The 21733-nt window shown below is 63.8% G+C and carries 15 protein-coding genes and 2 tRNA genes; 11 read left to right on the top strand and 6 right to left on the bottom strand.

What is annotated here, in order from left to right; all coding sequences use genetic code 11:
* Window positions 1–138 precede the first annotated feature (138 nt).
* The 3 genes from putA to DOM66_RS06320 all read right to left on the bottom strand — a co-directional run bounded on the left by putA (window position 139) and on the right by DOM66_RS06320 (window position 4681).
* On the bottom strand, window positions 139–3330 hold the full coding sequence (putA, locus tag DOM66_RS06330) for a bifunctional proline dehydrogenase/L-glutamate gamma-semialdehyde dehydrogenase PutA (RefSeq protein ID WP_110689565.1): 3192 nt from the start codon (window positions 3328–3330) through the stop codon (window positions 139–141).
* Between the two features lie 200 nt (window positions 3331–3530).
* Window positions 3531–4295, bottom strand: a complete 765-nt coding sequence (locus DOM66_RS06325) for an AraC family transcriptional regulator (RefSeq protein ID WP_110689564.1) — start codon at window positions 4293–4295, stop codon at window positions 3531–3533.
* A gap of 14 nt (window positions 4296–4309) precedes the next feature.
* Window positions 4310–4681, bottom strand: coding sequence for a hypothetical protein (locus DOM66_RS06320; protein WP_110674411.1), 372 nt, complete (start codon window positions 4679–4681; stop codon window positions 4310–4312).
* A gap of 398 nt (window positions 4682–5079) precedes the next feature.
* On the opposite strand from DOM66_RS06320, the gene DOM66_RS06315 reads away from it, so the two are divergent.
* Entirely contained in the window at window positions 5080–6276 is a 1197-nt protein-coding gene (locus tag DOM66_RS06315) for an MFS transporter (RefSeq protein ID WP_110674412.1), read from the top strand.
* A 59-nt stretch (window positions 6277–6335) separates the two neighbouring features.
* Here the strand turns inward: DOM66_RS06315 and DOM66_RS06310 are convergent, their stop codons facing one another.
* The gene (locus DOM66_RS06310) at window positions 6336–6527 is read right to left on the bottom strand and encodes a hypothetical protein (RefSeq protein WP_110674413.1); all 192 of its coding nucleotides are present in this window, start codon (window positions 6525–6527) and stop codon (window positions 6336–6338) included.
* A gap of 507 nt (window positions 6528–7034) precedes the next feature.
* Window positions 7035–7589 carry a helix-turn-helix domain-containing protein gene (locus DOM66_RS06305; RefSeq protein ID WP_232825130.1) on the bottom strand — a complete coding sequence of 185 codons (555 nt, stop codon included), beginning with the start codon at window positions 7587–7589 and terminating at the stop codon, window positions 7035–7037.
* Between the two features lie 463 nt (window positions 7590–8052).
* Between DOM66_RS06305 and gltX the strand changes: the two genes are divergently transcribed.
* From gltX to DOM66_RS06290, 3 genes are all read left to right on the top strand, one after another.
* Entirely contained in the window at window positions 8053–9531 is a 1479-nt protein-coding gene (gene gltX / locus DOM66_RS06300) for a glutamate--tRNA ligase (RefSeq protein ID WP_110689563.1), read from the top strand.
* An 87-nt stretch (window positions 9532–9618) separates the two neighbouring features.
* Window positions 9619–9694 (top strand) — tRNA-Ala (locus DOM66_RS06295).
* Window positions 9695–9725: 31 nt separating this feature from the next.
* Window positions 9726–9801 (top strand) — tRNA-Glu (locus DOM66_RS06290).
* 374 nt (window positions 9802–10175) lie between these two features.
* On the opposite strand, the gene gltA is transcribed toward DOM66_RS06290, so the two are convergent.
* On the bottom strand, window positions 10176–11465 hold the full coding sequence (gltA, locus tag DOM66_RS06285; protein ID WP_110674416.1) for a citrate synthase: 1290 nt from the start codon (window positions 11463–11465) through the stop codon (window positions 10176–10178).
* 710 nt (window positions 11466–12175) lie between these two features.
* Here gltA and sdhC point away from each other — a divergent pair.
* The 7 genes from sdhC to lpdA all read left to right on the top strand — a co-directional run bounded on the left by sdhC (window position 12176) and on the right by lpdA (window position 21657).
* Window positions 12176–12553: a succinate dehydrogenase, cytochrome b556 subunit gene (gene sdhC / locus DOM66_RS06280; RefSeq protein ID WP_035470652.1), complete on the top strand. Its 378-nt coding sequence runs from the start codon at window positions 12176–12178 to the stop codon at window positions 12551–12553.
* Window positions 12547–12894, top strand: coding sequence for a succinate dehydrogenase, hydrophobic membrane anchor protein (gene sdhD, locus DOM66_RS06275; RefSeq protein ID WP_110674417.1), 348 nt, complete (start codon window positions 12547–12549; stop codon window positions 12892–12894). The genes sdhC and sdhD overlap by 7 nt, the downstream gene beginning before the upstream one ends.
* Before the next feature lie 3 nt (window positions 12895–12897).
* Complete coding sequence (gene sdhA / locus DOM66_RS06270; protein ID WP_110674418.1) at window positions 12898–14670, top strand: succinate dehydrogenase flavoprotein subunit; 1773 nt, start codon at window positions 12898–12900, stop codon at window positions 14668–14670.
* Window positions 14671–14684: 14 nt separating this feature from the next.
* Window positions 14685–15395, top strand: coding sequence for a succinate dehydrogenase iron-sulfur subunit (locus DOM66_RS06265; RefSeq protein WP_035470655.1), 711 nt, complete (start codon window positions 14685–14687; stop codon window positions 15393–15395).
* Window positions 15396–15654: 259 nt separating this feature from the next.
* Window positions 15655–18492, top strand: a complete 2838-nt coding sequence (locus DOM66_RS06260; protein ID WP_110674530.1) for a 2-oxoglutarate dehydrogenase E1 component — start codon at window positions 15655–15657, stop codon at window positions 18490–18492.
* Window positions 18493–18543: 51 nt separating this feature from the next.
* The gene (gene odhB / locus DOM66_RS06255; protein ID WP_110689562.1) at window positions 18544–20136 is read left to right on the top strand and encodes a 2-oxoglutarate dehydrogenase complex dihydrolipoyllysine-residue succinyltransferase; all 1593 of its coding nucleotides are present in this window, start codon (window positions 18544–18546) and stop codon (window positions 20134–20136) included.
* A gap of 69 nt (window positions 20137–20205) precedes the next feature.
* Complete coding sequence (gene lpdA / locus DOM66_RS06250; RefSeq protein ID WP_110674420.1) at window positions 20206–21657, top strand: dihydrolipoyl dehydrogenase; 1452 nt, start codon at window positions 20206–20208, stop codon at window positions 21655–21657.
* The last annotated feature ends 76 nt before the right edge of the window (window positions 21658–21733 follow it).

The following is a 21733-nucleotide window of genomic DNA, read 5'->3' as shown; positions in this document are numbered from 1 at the left end:
ATGCACGCAGCGATGACCTCGGGTGAGCATGTCTCCCGCCCGCGCCCGTCGCGGGGGGAGTATATCGGTTGCTGTTGTTGTCGAGTGCGGTCGATCATGAGCGATCTCCTTCTCGGGTGGTCACCCGGGGCGCCGAGTTCAGTCGTCGCCCATGGCCAGCAGCGAGGCGTTGCCGCCCAGGGCCGCGGTATTGATGGTGCGTGTCTTTTCGGTGGCGAAACGCAGCAGGTAGTGCGGGCCGCCGGCTTTGGGGCCGGTGCCGGAGAAGCCCTGGCCGCCGAACGGCTGCACGCCGACCACCGCGCCGATGATGTCGCGGTTGACGTAGACGTTACCGACGCGAATGCGGCTGGCGACGTAGTCGGTGAAGCTCTCGTTGCGGCTGTGGACGCCGAAGGTGAGACCGAAGCCCTTGGCGTTGATGGCGTCGATGACCTCATCGAGCTTGTCGGCGCGGTAGCGGGCGATGTGCAGGAGCGGGCCGAACTGCTCGCTCTCCATCGAAGCGATACCGTCGATCCGAAACGCCATCGGCGCGACGAAGGTGCCGTTGTCGGTGTGTGCCGGATCGAGCTGGGCCTCGGCCAGCAGTCGACCCTCGGCTTTCATCTTCTCGACGTGGGCGAGCAGCCCCTCGCGGGCCTCTTCGTCGATCACCGGGCCGACATCGGTGCCCAGGTCGCGCGGGTCGCCGATACGTAGCTCCGCCATCGCCCCGCGCAGGATCTCGATCACGCGATCGGCGATGTCATCCTGCAGATAGAGCACGCGCAGCGCCGAGCAGCGCTGACCGGCGCTCTGGAAGGCGGAGTGGACGACGTCCGCCACCACCTGCTCGGGGAGCGCGGTGGAGTCGACGATCATCGCGTTCATGCCGCCGGTCTCGGCGATCAGCGTGGGCAGGGGCGCATTCTCGCGCGCCGCCAGAGCACGGTTGATGATCTGCGCGGTGGCGGTGGAGCCGGTGAAGACCACGCCAGTAATCCGCGGATCGCTGCTCAGCACGCTGCCCACGGTGGGGCCGTCCCCCGGCAGCAACTGGACCACGTCGCGCGGCATGCCGGCTTCGAACAGCAGCTCGATCACGCGGTTGGCGACCAGCGAGGTCTGCTCCGCCGGCTTGGCCACCACGGTGTTGCCGGCGACCGCAGCCGCCACCAGCTGACCGGTGAAGATCGCCACCGGGAAGTTCCACGGGCTGATCGCCGCGAACACGCCCTTGCCGCCGAGCATCAGCTCGTTGGACTCGCCGGTCGGCCCCGGCAGGCTGGTGGGTTCGGCGAACAGCTCGCGGGCGCGGGCGGCGTAGTAGCGGCAGAAGTCGACCGCTTCGCGAATCTCGTCGACGCCGTCGGTGAGCAGTTTGCCGCCTTCCCGTGAGCACAGTGTCATCAGCTCCGCCAGATGCGTCTCCATCAGGTCGGCGTGACGCTCGAGGATCGCCGCACGCTCCTCGACCGGGGTCTCGCTCCAGCGCGGGAAGGCCTGCCAGGCGATCTCCACTGCCTGCTCGGCCTGGGCACGGGTCGCCCACTGCACGCTGCCCACCACCTGGCGGCGGTCATAGGGGCTGGTGACGCGCTGGCGCTGGGCGTCGTCATCGTTGACCTCGACCCCGAGCAGCGGTTTGGCGTGGTAGTCGCGATCCATGAAATCGTTCATACGCGCGATCAGCGGCTGGTATTCACTGTTGATGTTCAAGTTGACGCCTTTGGAGTTCTTGCGGGCCGGGCCATAGATGTCTTGGGGCAGCGCGATGCGCGGATTGGCGTAGGTGTCATAGTGCGCCAGGGTGGCGACCGGATGGACGCAGAGCGACTCCACCGGCACGCGCGGGTCGACCAGCTGGTGCACGAACGAGGAGTTGGCGCCGTTCTCCAGCAGTCGGCGGACCAGATAGGGGAGCAGGTCCTTGTGCGCGCCGACCGGGGCGTAGATACGGCAATAGGTACCCTGGGGCGCACGCTTGAGCGCCGCCTCGTAGAGTGCCTCGCCCATGCCATGGAGGCGCTGGAACTCGAACGCACGCTCGACGTCGTTGGCCAGCTCCAGGATGTGCGTGATGGTATGGGCGTTATGGGTCGCGAACTGCGGGAAGATCCGCCCGCGGGTACTCTCGGAGAGCAGGAACTTGGCGCAGGCGAGGTAGGCCACGTCGGTGCACGCCTTGCGCGTGTAGACCGGATAGCCGGCCACGCCGAGCTTCTGGGACTCCTTGATCTCGGTATCCCAGTAGGCGCCCTTGACCAGTCGCAGCGGGATTTCGTCACCCTGCTGGTCGGCCAGCTGATTGACGTAGTGGAGCACCGTGAGGCAGCGCTTGGAGTAGGCCTGCACGACCAGGCCGAAATGGCCCCAGCCGCGACACGCGTCGCTTTCGAAGACTGCGCGGAAGACCTCGAGCGAGAGCTCCAGACGGTCGACCTCTTCGGCATCGATGGTCAGTGCCACCTGCCGCTCGCGGGCCATCTCGACCAGTTGCTTGACCGTACCGACCAACTCCTCGAGCACCTGGGTGCGGCGACCGAACTCATAGCGCGGATGCAGTGCCGAGAGCTTGATCGAGACCGAGGGCGCCGGCGTCTTGGCGTCCAGGCGGCGGCTGGTCTCGCCGACCTGGCGGATCGCCGCGGCGTAGTCGTCGAAGTAGCGCCGGGCGTCGTCACGCGTGCGCGCGGCCTCGCCGAGCATATCGTAGGAGTAGGTGTAGCCCTTGTTGAACAGCGGTTTGGAGCGCTTCAGGGCTTCATCGATGGTGCGCCCCAGCACGAACTGCTGGCCCATGATCTTCATCGCCTGATACATGGCGCTGCGGATCACCGGCTCGCCCATGCGGTTGACCATGCGATTGATGAAGTTGGCCGGCTTGCCGTCGCGGGGCTTGTCGAGCTGGATCACGTTGCCGGTCATCAATAGCCCCCAGGTGGAGGCGTTGACGAACCATGACTCGCTCTGGCCGACGTAGCGCTTCCAGTCCGCCACCCCCAGCTTGTCCTCGATCAAGGCATCGGCAGTGGCCTTGTCGGGCACGCGCAGCAGGGCCTCGGCCAGACACATCAGCAGTACGCCCTCCTGGGTGTCGAGGCTGTACTGCTGCAGCAGTTCGTCGATCGAGTCGACCGCCGTGTCCATCTCGCGCACGTCGTGGACCAGCTCGGCGGTCTTGTCGCCGGTACGCTTGCACTCGGCCTCGTCGGCGCCCAGCAGCGTGACCAGCTCCGCGACGTAGCTATCCTCGTCGACGATATAGTGTTCGCTGATCCGCGCGAACAGCTCGTCGAGCGAGGTCTGCCACGTTTCGGGCTTCAGCATCTGATCGGCTTTTAACATTGTTCAACCCCTGAATGGACATCGGCGGGACGTGCGATCGTCTGTCACCAGGCGCCCGTCTCCGGCTCGGAGGGAAGGATGGTGGATGACTCTAGCGTGAAACAGAGCACGGCGACTTGCCAATTCCACGGAGAGATTTGTCAAAAATCCGGGGTGGCGAACCCTGGTGAAGACTGTCGGCCGCGCCGATGTCGTCGCTGTTAGACCAAAGTCTGACGTCGCAGCGTGACCGGCGGGTAGCCGAAGTGGCGGCGGAAGGCGTGGCTCAGACCGCTCTGACTGGCAAAGCCGGTACGCTCGGCGATCTCCGACAGTGGCGTATCCGAACTGGTGATCAGGTGTCGCGCTGCTTCCAGGCGTTGGCGCATGACGAACTGATAGGGCGAGAGGCCGGTCTGCTGGCGGAAGCGCTCGCTGAAGTGGGCCTCGCTGAGGCAGGCGACCCGGGCCAGGTCGGCGACGCTGATGCGGCGGTCGAGATGGGCGTGAACGAAACGCTCCAGCCGCGCGACGTCGAGCGTGCGCGCCGGGCGCGAAGAGACTGTCTCGGCCGGGTCGCGACGCGCATCGAGGGAACTCAGCAGGGTGGTGATCAGTAGATCGCCCGGGGCGTGCTGCGGGCTCGCCATCTCGTGGAGCAGGAACTGGATGAAGTGCTGCAGCGATTCGTCGAGGCTGAAGTAGCCGGGGCGGTCGAACAGCCGGCGCAGCTCACGCTGGCTGCCGGTGAGCGAGGCGGCGTCGTCGGGCAGATCGATGATCAACTGACGGTTATCGCCGATGCCCTCGTAGTAGTGCTCGACGTTGGCCGGTACCAGGCAGCCCGATAGCGGGGCCACCACACCACCGTGACCGCCGACCTCGAACTCGGCGTAGCCGGAGAGCCCGATCACGATCTGATGGTAGTCGTGGTGGTGATGCTGGATGGCGTTGTCCAGCGGCTTCAGGCGGATGATGTCGGTCATGCGGCTGTGTCGGTTCACGCCGAGTACTCGCCCTGGTTCAGGGCCTGATGGGCGGCGAGATGGGCGCGCAGCGAGATCAGCTCTTCACGTCCCTGACGCGAGAATAGCGAACCGCCCTGAGCCACCTGCCACGGACGTCCGTGGGCTTCCATCAGGTGCTGGCAGCGGCGGCGCAGGCTCTCCAGATAGGCGTCATGGCGGATGGGGTAGCCGATGACGCTGTCCCAGCGCGCCTGATTGGCACGGTTGTCGAGCACGGCGTCGAACAGCGCGATCAGATCCTCGGCGTCGGTACGATAGCGCGGCGTGCGCGAGAGCATCAGCGCAGCCACGGTACCCAGGCTCACCAGCAGACAGACGGCGAAGACGATAAAGAAGAGTTGCACGAGGACGCTCCCGGCGGCGGAATGACCAAGACCTGCGACCAGAGCGCCAGTCTACCACGTTCGCTGGCGCCAGCCCCAGCGGCGCGCTGTCGACGCTATCGGCTCGCAGGGGGGGGTAGGCATATGGCGGTGTTGCGGGCACAAAAAAAGTCGCCGCGCAGTGAGCGCGGCGACCAACGATCGCTAACAGTAAGCTAGAGACCCCATCGCAGGAATCTCATGTCTATTGTGAGTCCGCGTTGCGTGAAAAGTTCCCAGGGAGTGTGTTCCAGACTTTCTGCGCTACCGCAGACAGCGCTTTTGTAGGAAATTGACGTACATCAGCGGTTCCCAAGGTCTCCGGGAGCAGGAATAATGGCGCGATCTCTGTCATTAGACGAAAGTATAAAGAGGGCGCTATGAACGCAGCCACGGACGTCCGTCCCGACGCCCGCGTCGCGATACTCATCGAGCTGGCGCTGGCCGTCGGTGGTTTTGCGATCGGGACCGGCGAATTCGCCATCATGGGGCTGATGCCGAACGTCTCCCAGGCGCTCGGCGTCGGCGAGACCCAGGTCGGCCACCTGATCAGCGCCTACGCGCTGGGTGTGGTGGTGGGCGCGCCACTGATCGCGGTCTTCGGTGCCTACCTCTATCGGCGTCACCTGCTGCTGCTGCTGATGGCGTTCTTCGCCATCGGCAATTTCGCCAGCGCCCTGGCTCCCGGCTACGCCTCGCTGATGCTGTTCCGCTTCATCTCGGGTCTGCCCCACGGAGCCTACTTCGGGGTCGCCGCGCTGGTGGCGGCGTCGATGGTGCCGCCGCACAAGCGCGCCAAGGCGGTCAGCCGGGTGATGCTCGGTATCACCACCGCCATGCTGATCGGTAACCCGCTGGCGACCTGGCTGGGGCAGCTGCTGAGTTGGCGCTACGCCTTCGGTCTGGTGGGGGCGATCGGCCTAGTCACGGTGGTGCTGGTCTTCATCTACCTGCCGTTCAATCGCGAGGAGGTGCGCAACAGCCCGCTACGCGAGCTGACCGCACTGCGCCGCCGCCAGGTCTGGCTGACACTGGGTATCGGCGCGATCGGCTTTGCCGGCATGTTCTGTGTGTTCAGCTATCTGGCGCCGACGCTGATCCAGGTCACCGGCCTGGACGAGCACTGGGTACCGGTGATTCTGGCCGCGTTCGGTGTGGGGGCGATTCTTGGCAACATGGCTGGCGGCTGGCTGTTCGATCGCCTGCAGTTCCGCTCGGTGGGCTGGATCCTGGGGTTCAGCGCGATCATCCTGCTGCTGTTCCCGCTGGCGGCCCATTCGGTATGGACAGTATGGCTGTCGGTCTTGGCGGTCGGCGGCATGGTGGCGCTTTCGCCGCCGCTGCAGATCCGTTTGATGGACGTGGCCAAGGATGCGCAGACCCTGGCTGCGGCCTCCAATCATGCCGCCTTCAACGTGGCCAACGCGCTCGGTCCCTGGCTCGGTGGCATGGCGATCACTGCGGGCTACGGCTGGACCTCTACCGGCATCGTCGGTGCGATCATGGCGCTGGGGGGGCTGCTGATCTATGCGCTGGCGCGCTGGCAGGAGCCGAGTCCCGCCGCGGGCGAGGCCTGAGCGGCAGACACCCCGGACTGACGCGGGGTGTCATGGCCAGCAGGCCTTGCGGTCAGATGTCAGTTGACCGGCGCGGCGGTCTCGTTGGGATAGACGCAGGGCTCCTGGCTGGGGCAGCGTTCGCACTGGATGGCGACGCCCTCGACGGGCATCTGGGCAGCGCTGGTTTCCGGCAGCGCCTGTTCGTGGCCGCAGGCTCGGCAGCAGGCGATCCAGTGGTCGTGCGTCTGCTTCAGGGTGAACATGTCCATCGTTCGTCTCCTCGTCGGGATTGTCCAGAGTGCCGTCGGCAGTCTACCGGGAAAGCGCATCGCATTGCGACTTTGGTCTTAATTGTCCCGGTGATCGCAGGACGGGCAGGTGGGATATTTGCGGTGACGCGCCGGGATGGCATCTCGCAGCGGATGAGGCAATAGGACTATGCCTTCGTGCTGAGAGCGAGGCGCCGAATGGCCCAGGCGATGTTCCAACGTACTGGATTTGAAAAAAGGCCGGGTCTGAAAAAACTCGAGTTTTAGGCGATGTCTGAAAAATCGACGGGCGAAGACAGGATCGGGGCGCGTCGATAAGGCACAAATCGGCGACGGCGCGAGCGGGCTGGCGTGCCAGTTCAGGCGGTATCCATGAGCCTGTGACTCGCTCCACTCGCCCTGCGCATGTTCTGAACGTTTTACAGTGAGCCGGCTTCTAGCGCCGCAGGGGCCGGCGCCGCACGACTCCTTTTCAGACCGGGCCCAACGGCAGCCGACGCGAAGGGATCACTGACGACTCCAGCGGGCGCGCACGTAACCCACCACGCGGAACGGCGGCGTGCGCATGTTCTCCACGCTGACGCTCTGGAGCTGCTCGCCACTGACACGGATGCGTCCGGAGGTGAGGCGCTCCAGATACTGCACCTGCAGGCGTCCCTCCCGCTCGATCAGATAGAGCCCATCCTGCTGAAAGCGCTCGCTTGGGTGCACCGCCGCCAGGTCCCCTTCATAGAGAAAGTCGAAGGTCTCGCCCTCGGCGGGGGTGACCAGGAAGCAGTCGCGCGTCAGTAGCTGTGCCGTCGACAGCTCGGCATCGAGCTCATCGCTGCCGGCGGCGGCCTCCCAAGGGGCGCACACCCGCGAACGCAGCGCCAGCAATCCTTGCGGCTTGGCCGGAACATCCACCGCCAGGGCGTTGAGGGAGTCATCGTCGAGCAGCTGACGAATCGAGCAGTCGAGCGCGGAGGTGAGGGCGACCAGGCGCGCATGGCCGATCTGCTTGATGGTGCCGGACTCCCAGTAGGAGATCGTGACGTCGGAAACGCCGACGCGACGCGCCAACGCGGCTTTGCTCAGCCCGGCCTGGAGTCGAAGTTGTTTGATTCTTGGTCCTAGCCCGTCCATCCGTCCATCTCGCCTGCATAATGATGCGTTAGCATATCCACTCGTCACCGAAGTTTGTTTCGGGTTAATTGGAACGACGTTCTCGACATTTATCGTAACGTGTCGGCATGTAAGCCACTTTCCAGCTGTCGAGTGGTTGCCGGAAAGTCTAGGATCACCATGGCCGAGCGTTGGACGAGACGCTCGGGGCAGGGCAATCACTATGCACGATAATGAATCTTAGTGCCTTTTGCGTCGCTTGAACAATTCGTGTCGAAGTTTCCCCGCGACACAGCGTGCAGTTGGGCCTGCAGGGGGCCGGTGAGGGCGCGTATACTAGGGGCCGTCGGGAGGCCCCGCGCGCACCGCGTGGGGAATCTTCACAGGCCCTGGCCTGCTCTTTTATCAACGGATTGGATTCATGACTGTACGCACGCGTATCGCGCCTTCTCCGACCGGTGACCCGCATGTCGGGACGGCCTATATTGCGCTCTTCAATCTCTGCTTCGCGCGCCAGCATGGCGGGCAGTTCATTCTTCGAATCGAGGATACCGATCGCCAGCGCTCCACGCTGGAGTCGGAACAGATGATCCTCGACTCGCTGAGCTGGATGGGACTGAGCTGGGATGAGGGCCCGGATGTGGGTGGCCCGCATGGCCCCTATCGCCAGAGCGAGCGCGGCGAGATTTACGCCGAGCATGCCCAGCAACTGCTGGATGCCGGCCACGCCTTCAAGTGCTACCGCACCAGCGAGGAGCTGGACGCGTTGCGCGAAGCGCGGCGTGAGGCGGGGCAACATCTGGCGCTCAAGTCCGGCGATCTGGCCCTGGACGAGGACGAGCGTGCACGCCGTGAAGCGGAGGGCTATCCCTACGTGATTCGCATGCACGTGCCGGACAGCGGGACCTGCGAGGTCGACGACATGCTGCGGGGTCGGATCGAGGTCGACTGGGCCCAGGTCGACGCCCAGATTCTGCTCAAGTCCGACGGCATGCCCACCTACCATCTGGCCAACGTGGTCGATGACCATCTCATGGGGATAACCCATGTGTTGCGCGGAGAGGAGTGGATCAACTCGGCGCCCAAGCACCAGCTGCTCTACGCCTATTTCGGTTGGGAGATGCCGGTGCTGTGCCACATGCCGCTGCTGCGCAACCCCGACAAGTCCAAGCTGTCCAAGCGCAAGAATCCGACCTCGATCAACTACTACCGGCGCATGGGCTATCTGCCCCAGGCGTTGACCAACTATCTGGGCCGCATGGGCTGGTCGATGCCGGACGAGCGCGAGAAGTTCTCGCTCGACGAGATGATGGCCAGCTTCGATATCCAGCGCGTGTCGCTGGGAGGGCCGGTATTCGATCTCGACAAGCTGACCTGGCTCAACGGGGTCTATATCCGTGAGGACCTGGACGATGCCGGGCTGCTCGAGGCGCTGCGCAACTGGGCGTTCAACGAGGAGTACGTGGGCCAGATCCTGCCGCAGATCCGTCCGCGAATCTCGACCCTGTCCGACGCCATTCCGCTCGCCGGGCACTTTTTCTCGGGGCTGCCGTCGATCAGCGCCGAGAGTTTCGATGGCGTGGCCCTGGAGCGGGAGTCGCTGGTCGAGCTGCTGCAGTTTCTGACCTGGCGTCTCGAGGTGGTCGGCCGCTGGGAGAAGGCCGAGTTGCTCGAGGTGTGTCAGTCGCTCTCGGCTGCGCTGTCGCTGAAGATGAAGGCGTTCCTGGCCCCGGTGTTCATCGCCGTTACCGGCAGCGCCCACTCCACCTCGGTGCTCGATGCGATGGCGATCATCGGCTCCGACATGACACGGGCACGTCTGCGTCACGCCATCGAGGTGCTCGGCGGCGTCTCCAAGAAGCAGGCCAAGCGGCTCGAGAAGCGTTACCGCGAGCTCTGAGGCGGGTCACGGGCGGATCCGTCGACGCTTAAATAAAGTGTTGACGGATCAGTTAGATACCCGTATAGTTCGCCCCGTTCCTGAGACGGGGCCTTAGCTCAGCTGGGAGAGCGCGACACTGGCAGTGTCGAGGTCAGCGGTTCGATCCCGCTAGGCTCCACCAAGGAATTCGCGACCGACGTCGCACTTTTTGCGTCCCATTCGTCTAGTGGTCCAGGACACCGCCCTTTCACGGCGGTAACAGGGGTTCGAACCCCCTATGGGACGCCACTTCTGCTTTTCCCTCCTGTAATCCCTCTGCGGTCAACCTGTGTGGCTGGCTGTTGATAACTCCTCGTCGTTCGACCTGAAACGCTTGACAACAGCGCTGATTGTCCACTGCGTCCTGCTGCCTCGCTGGTGCCTGCGGGCAAGCTGCTGAAATGCGTATATATCCTGCTTTTTTCTTTTAAATCAGTATCTTGCAATTGGTCAAAATTTGAACGATCTGTCTTCAGGGCGCCTGTCAGGGGGCCTGGGTGACATTATCTGTAGGTTTTGAACAGGGTTATCCACAGAATGTGTGGACATCTATCGCGGCCAAAAAAAACCGCCGATAAGATCGGCGGCGGTGGGGTAGGGCCGGCGGGCCCTGGCGCCCGGGGTCAGTGCGAGCTGGGGTAGTCGCGCTTGGTGTGGCCGGTGTAGAGCTGGCGCGGGCGACCGATGCGGTAGCCGTTGCTGATCATTTCGTTCCAGTGGGAGATCCAGCCGACGGTACGCGCCATCGCGAAGATCACGGTGAACATGTTGGTCGGGATGCCGATCGCCTTGAGGATGATGCCGGAGTAGAAATCGACGTTGGGGTAGAGCTTGCGCTCGATGAAGTACTCGTCTTCCAGAGCGATCTGTTCGAGGCGCTTGGCGATCTTGAGCTGCGGGTCGTCGGCGATGCCCAGCTCTCTGAGTACCTCGTCGCAGGTCTCCTTCATCACCTTGGCGCGCGGGTCGAAGTTGCGATAGACCCGGTGGCCGAAGCCCATCAGCTTGAACGGATCGTTCTTGTCCTTGGCCTTGTCGATGAAGCGCTGGATATTCTCTTCGGAGTCGTCGCCGATCTCGTCGAGCATCGCCAGTACCGCTTCGTTGGCGCCGCCGTGGGCCGGACCCCAGAGTGCGGCGATACCGGCGCTGATGCAGGCAAAGGGATTGGCGCCGGTGGAGCCGGTCAGGCGTACCGTCGAGGTCGAGGCGTTCTGCTCGTGGTCGGCGTGGAGCATGAAGATCCGGTCCATCGCCTTGGCCATGATCGGATTGACCTCGTAGCTCTCGCACGGGTTGCCGAACATCATGTGGAGGAAGTTTTCCGCGTAGCTGAGATCGTTGCGCGGATACATGAACGGCTGGCCGATATTGTACTTGTGGCACATGGCGGCCAGCGTCGGCATCTTGGCGATCAGGCGGATGGCGCTGACATGGCGCTGCTCGGCGTCGGTGATGTCGAGGTTGTCGTGATAGAAGGCGGCCAGCCCGCCGACCACGCCACACAGGATCGCCATCGGATGGGCATCGCGACGGAAGCCCTTGTAGAAGTTGACGATCTGCTCGTGAACCATGGTGTGACGGCCGACCGTCCCGGCGAAGTCGCGGTACTGCTCGGCGGTGGGAAGTTCGCCGAACATCAGCAGGTAGCTGAGCTCCACGTAATTGGAGTTGTCGGCCAGCTGTTCGATGGGGTAGCCACGGTGAAGCAGTACCCCGGCGGCGCCATCGATGTAGGTGATGCCCGACTCGCAGGCGGCGGTGGCGACGAAGCCCGGGTCGTAGGTGAACAGTCCTTCGCCGGTCAGGCTGCGCACATCGACGACGTCAGGTCCGAGGGTGCCGGAATAGACCGGGAATTCAATCGTCTTGTCGACACCATCGACGGAAAGTTTCGCTTTTCTGTCAGCCATGTAGGCCTCCCTATCGTGACATAACCCTTTGTCTTTCCTGCTATGCGGGCAAAAAGAGTCCGCCCACTATAGGTTTCCGCAAGGGTTTGTCAATTCGCCCCAGCGGGTTTGACAACGGCTTCTATAAGCGGGTTCACACATTGTCGACATTTTGATCGATCAATGTGTATTGTAACCTGTTGTTATCGGGCGTGCCGCCCCTCGAGGTAGGGCATGCGTGGCGTGTTCCGCAGCGAAATGCCGAGCCCTGCCAGGGTTGCCGCTATACTGATCCAGGCAGCGTCGCAGACTGACACCGAGACTGAAACAGGAAACAGATAGTGCCGCCTCGATCGAGCTGGCGTTGGCGGCGCGGCAGGCGAAGCGCCTGCGTTGCGTCTCTGCGGCCGGGATCTGGAGTGTAGTCGCTGACGCCTCGGGTGTCGTCGTGGCGCCCGGGTGTCACCCTGGGAAGCGTTGGATCATGGTGCCAACGCCGGCGTGTCTGGTGGCTGTCGCGGGTGGTTGGATAGGGGGCGTTTTGGTTATGACCAAAGTTGTAGCGGTTTGTCATGCCGGCCCTCAAACCCTATAATCATCTCCCGCGCGATATGGCATCGTCAGCTCGGCCTGGGCCGCAGGGAAACCAGTTCCGCGACCGAGATCCTGCTTCTAAAAACCACAGCCCAAACGGGCCAGACCCGTCTGGGTCAAGAGAGTGTTGAACAGCCGTGAATAGCAAACGTCCAGTAAACCTCGACCTGTCTACCATCCACTTTCCACTCCCCGCACTGACTTCCATCACTCACCGCGTCACCGGCGTCATTCTGTTCGTCGGTCTGATCTTCGGCTTCTGGGCCCTGGATAAGTCGCTCTCCTCGCCGCAGGGGTTCGAGACAGTGAGCGATGTGCTGGCGCACAACGTACTGGCCAAGCTGGTCGCCTGGGGTCTGCTCTCGGCGCTCGGATTCCACTTCGTGGCCGGTATCAAGCACCTGCTGATGGATGCTGGCTACGGCGTCGATCTCGAAGGCGGTACGCGTAAGGCGCAGATCACGGTCGTGATCAGTGCCGTTCTGGTGGTTCTGGCAGGAGTCTGGGTATGGTAACCAACATCACGAATCTCGGTCGCAGCGGCCTCTCCGACTGGCTGATCCAGCGCGTCTCGGCACTCGTCCTGGCGGTCTACGCGCTGTTTCTCGTCGCCTATCTGCTGTTCCACCCCCATCTCGACTACGTCACCTGGAGCGGGCTGTTCGCGCAGACCTGGATGCGTATCTTCTCGCTGCTGGCCTTCATCTCGATGGCCGCACACGCCTGGGTCGGTCTGTGGACCATCTCCACCGACTACCTCAAGCACACCGGCGCACGTTTCGGTTTCCAGGCCGTCGTGATTCTCGCCATCTTCGTTTTTCTGGTGTGGGGCGTACAAGTCCTCTGGGGAGCCTGATCCATGTCTACCATGCGAAACCTGACATTCGACGCCATCATCATCGGTGGTGGCGGTTCCGGCCTGCGAGCGGCGCTCGAACTGGCCAAGTCCGGCAAGAAGACGGCGGTGCTGTCGAAGGTCTTCCCGACCCGCTCGCACACGGTGTCCGCCCAGGGTGGCATCACCTGTGCCATTGCCTCCGCCGATCCCAACGATGACTGGCGCTGGCACATGTACGACACCGTCAAGGGCGGTGACTACATCACCGACCAGGACGCCGCTGAATACATGTGCACCGAAGGCCCCAAGGCGGTCTTCGAACTCGAGCACATGGGGCTGCCGTTCTCGCGCTTCGACAACGGTCGCATCTACCAGCGCCCGTTCGGCGGTCAGTCCAAGGACTTCGGCAAGGGCGGCCAGGCGGCACGTACCTGTGCCGCGGCCGACCGTACCGGCCACGCGCTGCTGCACACGCTGTATCAGAATAACCTGAAGAACAACACGGTGTTCCTCGATGAGTGGTACGCCGTCGATCTGGTCAAGAACGCCAACGGCGATGTGGTCGGCTGCATCGCGCTGTGCATCGAGACCGGCGAAGTGGTGCACGTCAAGTCCAAGGCCACCGTGCTGGCCACCGGTGGTGCGGGCCGTATCTACGCCTCCACCACCAACGCCCTGATCAACACCGGTGACGGTATCGGCATGGCGCTGCGCGCCGGCTTCCCGGTGCAGGACATCGAGATGTGGCAGTTCCATCCGACCGGCATTCATGGCGCCGGCTGTCTGGTGACCGAGGGCTGTCGCGGCGAAGGCGGCTATCTGATCAACAAGGATGGCGAGCGTTTCATGGAGCGCTACGCGCCCAACGCCAAGGATCTGGCCGGCCGCGACGTGGTCGCCCGTGCCATGGTCATGGAAGTGCTGGAAGGGCGCGGCTGCGGCGAGAACGCCGACCACGTCATGCTCAAGCTCGATCACCTGGGTGAAGAGGTGCTGATGAAGCGCCTGCCGGGTATCGTCGAACTCTCCAAGACCTTTGCCCACGTCGATCCGGTCAAGGAGCCGATCCCGGTCACCCCGACCTGTCACTACATGATGGGCGGTATCCCGACCAACGTTCACGGCCAGGCGCTGACCCAGGACAAGGACGGCAACGACGCCATCATCAACGGTCTGTTCGCGTGTGGCGAGGCGGCCTGCGTCTCGGTTCACGGCGCCAACCGTCTGGGCGGCAACTCGCTGCTCGACCTGGTGGTCTTCGGTCGTGCTGCGGGCATCTACATCGAGAAGGCGCTCAACGAGGGCATCGACTATCTCGACGCCGCTCAGTCGGATGTCGACAGCGCCATGGCGCGCATGTCGCGCTGGAACGAGTCCAGTGGCGGCGAGTCGGTCTCCGATCTCAAGGCCGAGCTGCAGAGCACCATGCAGAACGCCTTCGGCGTCTTCCGTCAGGAAGACAACATGCAGGAGGGCGTGACCAAGCTGGCCGAGCTGCGCGGGCGTATCGCCGAAGCGCACCTGAGTGACAAGTCCAACGCCTTCAATACCGCGCGGGTCGAAGCGCTGGAGCTCGACAACCTGCTCGAGGTGGCCGAAGCGACTGCCATCGCAGCGCTGGAGCGCAAGGAGAGCCGTGGTGCGCACTCGCGCTACGACTATCCGGACCGTGACGACGTCAACTGGCTCAAGCACTCGCTGTTCCACCCGGGTGACAAGCGCGTGACCAAGCGTGAGGTCAACTTCACGCCGAAGACGGTCGATACCTTCGAGCCGAAAATCCGTACCTACTGAGGGGGTTGTCACTCATGTCCAGTCTTCAGGTTTCCGTTTACCGCTACAACCCCGAGACCGACTCCGCGCCCTATATGCAGGAGTTCCAGATCGACACCCAAGGGCGCGATCTGATGGTCCTCAACGTGCTGACCATGATCAAGGATCAGGACAGCTCGCTGGCCTTTCGTCGCAGCTGCCGTGAAGGGGTCTGCGGCTCCGACGGCATGAACATGAACGGCAAGAATGGTCTGGCCTGTATCACCGCGCTGTCCGAGGTGGTCAAGGACAACAAGCTGGTGCTGCGCCCGCTGCCCGGGCTGCCGGTCATGCGTGATCTGGTGGTCGACATGGGGCTGTTCTACAAGCAGTACGAGCGTATGCAGCCGTATCTGCAGAACGATACCGCGGCGCCGGCGATCGAGCGTCTGCAGTCGCCGGAGGAGCGCGACAAGCTCGACGGCCTCTACGAGTGCATTCTGTGCGCCTGCTGCTCGACCTCGTGCCCGTCGTTCTGGTGGAACCCGGACAAGTTCGTCGGTCCGGCCGGCCTGCTGCAGGCCTACCGCTTCCTCGCCGATTCGCGCGACAACGCCACCCAGGCGCGTCTGGCCGAGCTCGAGGACCCGTTCAGCCTGTTCCGCTGCCGCGGCATCATGAACTGCGTCTCGGTGTGCCCCAAGGGCCTCAACCCGACCCGGGCCATCGGCAAGATTCGTGAAATGCTGCTGTCCAACGCCACCTGAACGCGGTCGCGGGCATCTACGACTTAAATCGTAGCGCGCGGCTTGTTATCATGTGCCGCGCTTGCCGACTGCGACACCGTGTCGCAGTCGAGCCGACTATCAGAATGCTGGCCGGTGCCTCGTGCACCGGCTTTTAACGATCATGACGCCGCTTCGCCTACATGGTCGTAACGCCGTCTCGCGACGGTGACGGAGTGACGCCGTGACGCAGATCGCGACCGGCGCCGACAACACCCCATCAGTGCAGGGTGAACGAGATATGCAAGAAGGCATAATGGAGTTGATGTGGCGCACTTCCCACATGAGCGGCGGTAACGCTCACTACGTGGAAGCGCTCTACGAGCAGTATCTGAACGATCCCTCGACTGTACCCGACGAGTGGCGCCAGGCCTTCGATCAGCTGCCCCGCTTGGAAGGCACCCCCGCTCACGATGTCCCCTTGAGCCCCATTCGGGAGCAGTTCTACCAGCTGGCGCGCGAGCGTCGTCCGGGGCAGGCCGCCCCCAGCAGCGCCGGCAGCAGCGAGAATCGCAAGCAGGTCAAGGTACTGCAGCTGATCAACGCCTACCGCTTCCGTGGCCATCAGCGCGCCGACATCGATCCTCTCGGGCTGCGTCAGGCCGAGACCGTGCCCGACCTCGATCTGTCCTTCCACGACCTCACCCAGGCCGACATGAGCACCGTGTTCCAGACCGGTTCGTTCTTCCTGGGCAAGGACGAGGCGCCGCTCAAGGAGATCGTCGAGGCGCTGGATCAGACCTACTGCCGGTCGATCGGCTGTGAGTTCATGCACATCGTCAACACCGAGGAGAAGCGCTGGCTGCAGCAGCGTTTCGAGTCGGTGCGCTCCAAGCCCAAGTACAGCCAGAGCGATCGCGAGCATCTGCTCGAGCGCCTCACTGCCGCCGAGGGGCTGGAGAGCTACCTCGCCTCCAAGTATCCGGGCACCAAGCGCTTTGGCCTGGAGGGCGGCGAATCCTTCATTCCGATGATGGACGAGGTGATCCAGCGCAGCGGTAGCTACGGCGTCAAGGAAGTGGTCATCGGCATGGCCCACCGTGGCCGTCTCAATCTGCTGGTCAACATCCTCGGCAAGAGTCCGTCTGAGCTGATCGACGAGTTCGACGGCAAGAAGCGACTCGAGCGCGGCTCCGGTGACGTCAAGTATCACCAGGGTTTCAGCTCCAATGTCATGACCCCGGGTGGCGAAGTGCACCTGGCGCTGGCGTTCAACCCTTCCCACCTGGAGATCGTCTCCCCGGTGGTCGAGGGGTCGGTGCGCGCGCGCCAGGATCGTCGCGACGACGTCGACGGCGAGCAGGTGCTGCCGGTGGTGATCCACGGCGACGCCGCCTTCGCGGGCCAGGGCGTGGTCATGGAGACCTTCCAGATGTCGCAGACCCGCGGTTACAAGACCGGCGGCACGCTGCACATCGTGATCAACAACCAGGTCGGTTTCACCACCTCGCGGCCCGATGACGCCCGCTCCACCGAGTACTGCACCGATATCGCCAAGATGGTTCAGGCGCCGATCTTCCACGTCAACGGTGACGATCCGGAAGCGGTGCTGCATGCGACCCAGGTGGCGGTGGATTACCGCAAGGCGTTCAAGCGCGACGTGGTCATCGACCTGGTCTGCTATCGCCGGCGCGGCCATAACGAGGCCGACGAGCCCTCCGGCACCCAGCCGCTGATGTACGCCAAGATCAAGTCGCACAAGTCGACGCGCACGCTCTACGTCGAGCAGCTGATCGAGGAGGGTGTGCTCACCGAGGAGCAGGCCAAGCAGATGGGCGAGCAGTATCGCGACGATCTGCTGGCCGGCAACCATGTGGCCAATGCGCTGGTGAAGCAGCCCAATACCGGTCTGTTCGTGGACTGGACCCCCTATCTGGATCACGAGTGGAGCGGTGACACCGACACCAGCTGCGACCTCGAACATCTTCGCCAGCTGGCGCAGAAGATGAGCGAGATTCCCAACGGGGTCGAGGTCCAGCGTCAGGTATCGCGGGTCTACGAAGAGCGGCGCAAGATGCTCGCCGGCAACCAGCCGCTCAACTGGGGCTTTGCTGAAACGCTGGCCTACGCCACCCTGGTCGACGTCGATCATCCGGTGCGTCTGACCGGCCAGGATGCCGGCCGCGGGACCTTCTCCCACCGTCACGCCGTGGTCCACAACCAGGAAGACGGTTCGACCTACATTCCGCTGCAGCACATCAAGGAAGGGCAGCCGAGCTTCACCATCCACGACTCCTTCCTGTCGGAGGAGGCGGTGCTGGCGTTCGAGTACGGCTACGCCACCACCATGCCCAACGCGCTGATCATCTGGGAGGCCCAGTTCGGGGACTTCTTCAACGGCGCCCAGGTCGTGGTCGACCAGTTCATCTCCTCGGGCGAGTCGAAGTGGGCGCGCCTGTGCGGCCTGACCCTGCTGCTGCCGCACGGCTATGAGGGGCAGGGGCCGGAGCACTCTTCCGCACGCCTCGAACGCTTCCTGCAGCTGTGCGCCGAGCACAACATGCAGGTGTGCGTACCGACCACCCCGGCGCAGATCTTCCATCTGCTGCGGCGCCAGGTGATCCGTCCGCTGCGCAAGCCGCTGATCGTGATGTCGCCCAAGAGCCTGCTGCGTCACAAGGATGCCACCTCGACCATGGAAGAGCTGGCCGATGGCCGCTTCCAGATGGTCATCCCCGATGTCGGCGAGCGCGATCCGAAGGCGGTCAAGCGGGCGGTCATCTGCTCGGGCAAGGTCTACTACGACCTCGCCAGCTACCGCGCCGAGAACCAGCGCGACGACACCGCGATCATTCGTGTCGAGCAGCTCTATCCCTTCCCCAAGGAAGAGCTCTTCGATGCGCTCAAGGCCTTTCCGAACCTGGAACAGGTCGTCTGGTGTCAGGAAGAGCCGCTCAATCAGGGCGCCTGGTATCAGAGCCAGCATCATCTTCGCCTGGTGGCGAGCATGGTGCGCGAAGGGTTGGACCACAGCCTCAAGTTTGCGGGTCGTCCGGCATCCGCCGCGCCCGCCGCGGGCTACATGTCGGTCCACGTGGCACAACAGAGCCAGCTGGTCGACGACGCCTTCAACGCCTGAGGCGCCATGCTGCCGGAACAGACGCGACAGAGAAGAGATTAAGGATACGACATGGCTACTGATATCAAAGCGCCGACTTTCCCCGAATCCGTTGCCGAGGGAACCGTTGCCACCTGGCACAAGAAGGTGGGCGACAGCGTCGAGCGCGATGAACTGATCGTCGAGATCGAAACCGACAAGGTGGTCCTCGAGGTGGTGGCGCCGGAAGCCGGCACCCTCTCCAAGATCAATGTCGAAGAGGGTGACGTCTGCCAGTCCGAGCAAGTGCTGGGCGAGCTCGGCGCGGCCGGCGAAGGCGACAAGGGCGGTGATGCCAAGGCCGATGACGCCAAGCGCAGCGACGCCAAGTCCGATGATGCCAAGTCCGGTGACGCCAAGGCGGACAAGAAACCGGCCGACAAGAAGTCTGCCGGTGCGGGCAAGCAGCACGAGGTCAAGGCGCCGAGCTTCCCGGAGTCGGTGCAGGAAGGCACCGTCGCCAGCTGGACCAAGAAGGTCGGCGAAGCGGTCAAGCGCGACGAGGTGCTGGCCGAGATCGAGACCGACAAGGTCGTGCTGGAAGTGGTCGCGCCGGCCGATGGCGCCCTGGCTGAGATCAAGGTCCAGGAGGGCGAGCAGGTCGAATCCGAAGCGCTGCTGGCAGTGTTCAGCGAAGGCGCCGAGGGTGACGCGGGCGCTGACGCACCTGCTGAAGCGTCTTCCAGTGACGACGACGGCGAGGCGGATGCCAAGGTCGACGGCAAGATCCTGGCGCCGGCAGCACGCAAGCTGGCCGCCGAGAACGATCTCGACGTGTCCAAGCTCGAGGGCACCGGCAAGGGTGGTCGTGTGCTGAAAGAGGACGTGCAGAAGGCCATCGACAACGGCTCGGCCAAGAAGTCCGCCGCGCCCAAGGCCGACAAGTCGGCTGCCGCACCCAAGGCCGCTTCCGCGGTCGAGGGCGAGCGTCCCGAGCAGCGCGTGCCGATGAGCCGCCTGCGTCAGACCATCGCCAAGCGTCTGGTCCAGGCCCAGCAGACCGCGGCCATGCTCACCACCTACAACGAGGTGGACATGAGCGCGGTGATGGCGCTGCGCAGCCAGTACAAGGACACCTTCCAGAAGGCCCACGACGTCAAGCTCGGTTTCATGGGCTTCTTCGTCAAGGCGGCGACCGAAGCACTCAAGCGCTTCCCCGACGTCAACGCCTCGATCGACGGCACCGACATCGTCTATCACGGCTACCAGGACATCGGCGTCGCCGTCTCCACCCCGCGTGGACTGGTGGTGCCGGTCCTGCGTGACACCGACAGCATGAAGCTGGCCGACGTCGAGAAGGCGATCGGTGACTTCGGCAGCCGCGGTCGCGATGGCAAGCTCGGCATCGAGGACATGCAGGGCGGCACCTTCACCATCACCAACGGCGGTATCTTCGGCTCGCTGATGTCGACGCCGATCCTCAACCCGCCGCAGACCGCGATCCTGGGCATGCACAAGATCCAGGAGCGCCCGATGGCGGTGAACGGCAAGGTCGAGATTCGCCCGATGATGTATCTGGCGGTCTCCTACGACCACCGCATGATCGACGGCAAGGACGCGGTCCAGTTCCTGGTGGCGATCAAGTCGCTGCTCGAGGACCCGGCGCGTCTGCTGCTGGACATCTGACCGCCCGACATTCGGATCCGCCGGGGCGCGCCTCGGCGGATGGCACACGAGACGAACAGGAAATCTTTCATGGCCGATAAATTCGATGTGATCGTCATTGGCGCCGGCCCTGGTGGCTACGTGGCCGCGATCCGCGCCGCGCAACTGGGCCTCAAGACGGCCTGTGTCGAGAAGTGGGTGAACAAGGAAGGCAAGACCGTCCACGGCGGCACCTGCCTCAACGTGGGCTGCATTCCCTCCAAGGCGCTGCTCGAGACCTCGCACAAGTTCGTCGAGACGCGTGACCACTATGCCGAGATCGGCATCAACGTCGGCGACGTCGCCACCGACGTCAAGAAGATGATGGAGTTCAAGAACAGCGTCATCGCCAAGAACACCGGCGGTATCAGCATGCTGTTCAAGTCCAACGGCGTCACCGCGCTGGAAGGTACCGGCAAGCTGCTCGACGGCAAGCAGGTCGAAGTGACCGGCCACGATGGCAAGAGCCAGACCTACACCGCCGACAACGTCGTCATCGCTTCCGGCTCGGTGCCGGTGAATATCCCGCCGGCGCCGATGACCGACGACATCATCGTCGACTCCGCCGGTGCGCTCGAGTTCGATGAAGCGCCCAAGCGTCTGGGCGTGATCGGTGCCGGTGTCATCGGTCTCGAGCTGGGCAGCGTGTGGAGCCGTCTGGGTAGCGAAGTGACCGTGCTCGAAGCGCTCGACAGCTTCCTGCCGATGGTCGATCAGGCGATCTCCAAGGAGACCCTGAAGCTGCTCAAGAAGCAGGGTCTGGACATCAAGCTGGGCGCGCGGGTCACCGGCTCCGAGGTCAAGGGCAAGGGCGACAGCCGTGAAGTCGTGGTCCAGTACACCGACAGCGACGGTGAGCAGGAGCAGACCTTCGACAAGCTGATCGTCTGTGTCGGTCGCAAGCCCTACACCGACAAGCTGCTCGACGATGGCGCCGGCGTGAAGCTCGACGAGCGCGGTTTCATCTTCGTCGACGACCAGTGCCGTACCAGCGTCTCCGGCGTCTATGCCATCGGTGACGTGGTGCGCGGTCCGATGCTGGCGCACAAGGCCTCGGAAGAGGGCGTGATGGTCGCCGACATCATCGCCGGGCAGAAGCCGGAGATGAACTACGACACCATCCCCAGCGTCATCTACACGGCGCCGGAAGTGGCCTGGGTCGGCATGAACGAGCAGCAGGCCAAGGAGGAGGGGATCGAAGTCAGCACCGGTACCTTCCCGTTCTCCGCCAGCGGTCGTGCGCTCGCCAACAACGCCCCGGAAGGGATGGTCAAGGTCGTCGCCGACGCCAAGACCGATCGCATTCTCGGCGTGCACATCCTCGGTCAGCACGCCGGCGAGCTGATCGCCCAGGGCGTCATCGCCATGGAGTTCGGCTCCAGCGCCGAGGATCTGGCCCTGACCTGCTTCGCTCACCCGACACTTTCCGAAGCGGTCCACGAAGCGGCGCTGGCCGTCGACGGTCACGCCATTCACATGGCCAACCGCAAGAAACGCAAGTAAGTCACACGCTTCGCGCATCTTGCTAGAGGTGCCGTTCTGGTTTCGGAGCGGCACGGGGGCGGAGGCCCTTGAGCGG

This window comes from Salinicola endophyticus, assembly GCF_003206575.1.
GTDB lineage: Bacteria > Pseudomonadota > Gammaproteobacteria > Pseudomonadales > Halomonadaceae > Salinicola > Salinicola endophyticus.
Note: the sequence above shows the minus strand (reverse complement) of the source record. Positions and strands in the feature narration are given on the sequence as shown.